At 30.3% G+C, this 4,648-nt stretch carries 8 protein-coding genes and 1 pseudogene; all 9 read right to left on the bottom strand.

The window, feature by feature from the left end; translation table 11 throughout:
* Window positions 1-526 (bottom strand): annotated as a pseudogene (locus CDO51_RS12890) (hydroxylamine reductase); the annotation flags it as partial.
* 136 nt (window positions 527-662) lie between these two features.
* The gene (locus CDO51_RS15205; protein WP_338044591.1) at window positions 663-812 is read right to left on the bottom strand and encodes a hypothetical protein; all 150 of its coding nucleotides are present in this window, start codon (window positions 810-812) and stop codon (window positions 663-665) included.
* Window positions 812-1,138, bottom strand: coding sequence for a hypothetical protein (locus CDO51_RS12885; protein ID WP_338044590.1), 327 nt, complete (start codon window positions 1,136-1,138; stop codon window positions 812-814). The genes CDO51_RS15205 and CDO51_RS12885 overlap by 1 nt, the downstream gene beginning before the upstream one ends.
* Before the next feature lie 167 nt (window positions 1,139-1,305).
* Window positions 1,306-1,806 (bottom strand): hypothetical protein, encoded by a 501-nt coding sequence (locus CDO51_RS12880; protein ID WP_089024631.1) that lies wholly within the window; start codon window positions 1,804-1,806, stop codon window positions 1,306-1,308.
* Between the two features lie 155 nt (window positions 1,807-1,961).
* Window positions 1,962-2,816: a hypothetical protein gene (locus tag CDO51_RS12875; RefSeq protein WP_089024630.1), complete on the bottom strand. Its 855-nt coding sequence runs from the start codon at window positions 2,814-2,816 to the stop codon at window positions 1,962-1,964.
* 75 nt (window positions 2,817-2,891) lie between these two features.
* The gene (locus CDO51_RS13955; RefSeq protein WP_158212469.1) at window positions 2,892-3,035 is read right to left on the bottom strand and encodes a hypothetical protein; all 144 of its coding nucleotides are present in this window, start codon (window positions 3,033-3,035) and stop codon (window positions 2,892-2,894) included.
* Between the two features lie 57 nt (window positions 3,036-3,092).
* The gene (locus CDO51_RS12870) at window positions 3,093-3,680 is read right to left on the bottom strand and encodes a hypothetical protein (protein WP_089024629.1); all 588 of its coding nucleotides are present in this window, start codon (window positions 3,678-3,680) and stop codon (window positions 3,093-3,095) included.
* Between the two features lie 162 nt (window positions 3,681-3,842).
* Window positions 3,843-4,040: a hypothetical protein gene (locus CDO51_RS12865; protein ID WP_089024628.1), complete on the bottom strand. Its 198-nt coding sequence runs from the start codon at window positions 4,038-4,040 to the stop codon at window positions 3,843-3,845.
* Between the two features lie 190 nt (window positions 4,041-4,230).
* Window positions 4,231-4,648, bottom strand: a 418-nt coding sequence (locus tag CDO51_RS12860; RefSeq protein WP_143824740.1) for an IS66 family transposase, incomplete at its 5' end; no start/stop codon positions are given.

Here is a 4,648-nt window from a genome sequence, read left to right as displayed (position 1 = left end):
CTTCTTCAAGCTGTACAGGTGCTTTACACTTCTTAGCGTGCTCTATAAGTTGTGAGAAGTCTTTTTCTCCACCTTCTTTTCTATCAGGAATATGAGTTACATCATCAAAACCAACTACTCCTGTAGTATATACTCTATCTTTGTAAGAATTCTTTGGTGGAACTAAACAGTTAGTAGTCATAAGAATTGGACCATTGAACTTTTCAAACTCTTCAGTTTGCTGCCACCAAGCATTACCATAGTTACCTACAAAATGATCATACTTTTTAAATGCTGGATAAGCATTAGCTGGTAACATCTCACCATGAGTATATACATCTACACCAGTACCTTCGGTCTGTTTTAATAATTCTTCCATATCTTTTAGGTCATGACCACTGATTAAAATACCGGGATTATTCCTTACACCGATATTAACTTGCGTAGGTTCAGGGTGACCATAAGATTCAGTGTTTGCTTTATCTAGTAACGCCATAGTATCTACTCCATATTTACCACATTCCATAACAAGTCCTACTAAGTCATCCTAGGCAATAAAGTAAAGATACCTTTAATCTCAACTTTATTAGGTAAAGAAGATATTGACGAGAAAGCACCGGATGCAGCTACTTGGTCCACAGAAGAAATTAAGAACTTTCATAAAAAAGGTGAGCAAGTTGGTATTATTTCTTCAGATAATGAAGATAAACACTTAAACTATCATCAGTAGTAGCAGCAAGACCTTTATGCATGAAATCAAAGATTTCATCATCTTTTTCATTTAAAGTATAAGCATGATGTGCATATGCTGCTAAACCTTTTAGGCCGTAGATTAGTAGCTCTCTTTTAGCTTTGGTTTAACTTGTTCTTTTATACTTTCTCGAACTGCAAGAGCTTCTTTAATTTTGTCTATAAAATATTGATCACTAAAGTTTACATTAGTGATAGTTGTAAATAAACTATCCATAACAAATCTATCTACTTGTTCGTCTTTTATATTAACTTCTCGTCCTTTATCTGCATACCAGGATATACCTTTTGTTATATGAATTAGTAAATCTTGTAAGTTTGCAAGCTGATCAGTTTTACCACAAATGCCTTTTTTAGTACAACCTTGGTTTTTAGCGGTTTCCTGACACTGAAAACAATTCATTGACATATTTTCATACCACCTTCTCAATTGATTTGACTTTATTTTATCTATTTTTTAGAGTGGGTTCTGTAATCTATATCACAAATAAAAATAATGTATTCTTTTAATGGTGGTAAATAATATAAAAAAACCGGCCTTTAAGGTCTGATAAGGCCGGCATGAAACTTAGTAAGTTATTCTTTTCTTACTTTATAAAATAAATTAACCATATCTTCTTTTGCACCTAATTCATTTATTTTATATAAATACTTTAAAAGGTAAAGTAAAATCACATGTGAAAATAATGCAAACATAAAAGTTTCAGTAAGACTCCAATTTAAAAAAACAATTTGTTCATTGTTATAACTTACATAATTATTAAAAATTGTAAATAAAACAAATACTATTAAAATATGTACCTGATAATAAGGATATTTAAGTAAAAAATAACCATATAATTTAGTTACTGCAAACCATGATAAAACAAAAAAAATAGGTATATCAAAAACTGGCAATAGTGGAGCATTATAATTCCAAAGGTCAAGTATATTAATAGCAGTATACTGCACAACTAGTGTATATATAATTCCAGCAATAACAGAGTAAGGAACTAATTTTCTAATATAATTTACTGGTATAATAAATATTACTAATGAAATATATGCAGCGGCCTGTATTAGCCAATATAGATTCATACTGAACCCCCTAGAAAAGATGATGCTTTTTAGTTATTATTTCCGAGTTAAATTAATTTATTTATATTTAACTCGGAATACTCTAACACCACAGACTATAAATAAAAAACCAAGAAACTAGCATTTTTATGTCTAGCTTCCTGGTTTACAAAAATTCAACCTATAGCATCAATATCACTTAAATCATAATACAAATGATACATAGTAACAATTAAGAAAGTTATTATACTAGTGTTAAGTACCGGTATTATTATAATAGATATCACTAAAGGTAGATAAAAATCTAATACCCAAGATATAGACAAAGTAATGAGACCTACAATTAAAAAACTTACTAAATATGATAAGACTTTTGTTTTTTCATTACTTACTATATCTACAGCAAAAGTAATACAATCTGATAAGGGATCTTCTTTAGTTCTTTCTAATATTTCAAACTCCACGAATAAAATATAAAATGAAACTACCCAACCCACTAAAGTGAGTATCCCCTCTATTAATGGAGTTGGCTCTAAATTAGTAATAAGAGCTATAAAAAAACCTAGTATCCCTAAAACTGAACCAACTACTAATAACAATAGAGTTATTATAAGTAAAAATGTCACTATTCTCCAAATATAGTATTTTCCATATCTTAAAAAGATATCTAGATCAGGTTTTTGATCATTTTGTATAGACTCTCTCACAATCCCTAAATAGGCAGGGGTCATAAATACTATTACAAGTAGAGAAACTACCAAAGGGATAAACCCTATATCAGTGTTCATATCACCAGGTACATCTCCAAATACCGGCTGAGCACCAGGTGGAGAACTAGGAAACGTAAAAGATTCTAGATATGCCATAAATTGCGTAACCCCCGCACCAAAACTAAAAAAACCACCTTCTCTAATTATCATAGGTAATGATAAGGTATAAAAGATTATCATAATCACTAAAGAATACCACAATATACCTGGTTTATCTTTTAGAGTTTTATAAGCTCTACCAAAAGCATCGCTAATACTCAATAGCTTCACTCCCATTATTAAAAATTTCTAACACACCTTTTTTTATTTATCCTAGCTACATTAATCTTTAAGAACCTAATCCTTTTCTTTGTTATATTGGTCTTCGAGCAACCTAATTATTTTCTTATTTTGATCTTTAATATCATCTAAATAACTCTTAAGCCAACTTATAAAAATAGCTAAAATAAGTATATTAAAAAGAAAATTAATAAGCCCCATATTAACCCTCCTATTTGACAGCCAGCTAAGGCTGAATCTAAACTTCATAAGTACGTTTTACAGAGAATCAAACAAAAACTTTGTGAATTCTTTGGCTTCGTCTTTTCCAAAACCGTCTTCATAAGTGTAATTGACTTGATAGCCACCTTCTTGTCTTGCTACTATTGTCATTAGTCCTTCCTCAACAACTTCCATATAAGGTATTTCTTCCCCATTAATTTCCCATATACCATCAACATTTTCTTCTACTTTTGCTCTCCCATATAGGGGGGAATATCTCAAATTTATAACAGAGGTTCCCTTATATCTACCATAAGGAAGTTCTTGAGATGCTTCTTCCCCGTAATGTTCCTTAATAATTTCATCGTCTTTATATTCATCAATTAATTCATCCTCTTTATTTAATCCATAACTAATCAGTAATTCCGGTGGGGTATCTGTAATATCAGGAGATTCTGCTATACTAAAATATAGAATTGGATAATCTGGATGTGTAGGCACATTATATCCAATTTCATATTCTTTTTCGAGTTCTTCTACTCTAGATTTCAAATCATCAAGTTCTTCATCATTTGGATCACAAGCAACTATAAATATGAATGAAATCAGCAAAAAAACTAAAAAAACAAATCTTATGCATTTCAATAAAATCCCTCCTCATTATTAAGTGATCTACTAAATTAACTATAAACAAACTAATTTGTTGCACCAAAGGTTCCCGACCCTAATTAGTTAGGTTGGTTTATTTTTTATAAAAAAAGCCCCTTCTGACTGAAGGGGAATAATCTATAAAAGATTATTCGAGTGTTAGCCAAAATATCTAGGTCCTAGAGGATGAATTTGATGAGCATATAATTCAAGTTCATCTTTTGATAATATTAATAAACCTTTTTTTAGATTATTTTCATCTGCATTATACTCATTTTTTAATTTTTCAATATCTGTGGAAACTACAGTCTCTCCTTGGTCTGTTGTCATCACATAACACTGAACCTTCTTTTCCACATAAACCCCTCCCTAAAATAAAAGGTTATTTCACTGTATATTTCTATTATATATTATTATTTTATAAATGTTAATATTTAGGAAAAATATCATTAAGGTGTAAGCGTCAAATAGCACCCACATTGATTTAATAAAAAACTCCCATCTCATTAAATAAATAAGTGGGAGTGACTGTTATAATCAGTTTTTGCTATTTGCTTTGAGTTTTTTGCAACTTGCAGTTTTCTGGAAGATATTCTGACCAAGGTAAAAATTTATCTAATTTTTCTTGGTCGTTGATGTCAATCTGAGGTAAATTTTCAAATAAGAACTGTAAATAATTAAATGGATTAAGTTCATTTTCTTTGGCTGTTTCAATAATGCTATAAATTAAAGCACTAGAGTTAGCTCCTTTAGGTGTATTAGCGAACATCCAGTTCTTTCTACCTATGACAAAGGGCTTTATAGACCTTTCAGCTCTATTGTTATCTAACTCTAAGTCGCCATCTTCTAAAAATGTATTTAGTTTTTTCCACTGATTTAGGCAGTAAGAGATAGCTTTTCCAAATGCACTTTTAGGTAAAGCTTTAGATTTTTGTTCTTCTAGCCAGGTCCCGAATTCTTTAAGT

Source organism: Natranaerobius trueperi (assembly GCF_002216005.1).
GTDB lineage: Bacteria > Bacillota > Natranaerobiia > Natranaerobiales > Natranaerobiaceae > Natranaerobius_A > Natranaerobius_A trueperi.
This window is presented reverse-complemented; position numbering and strand designations above follow the sequence as displayed.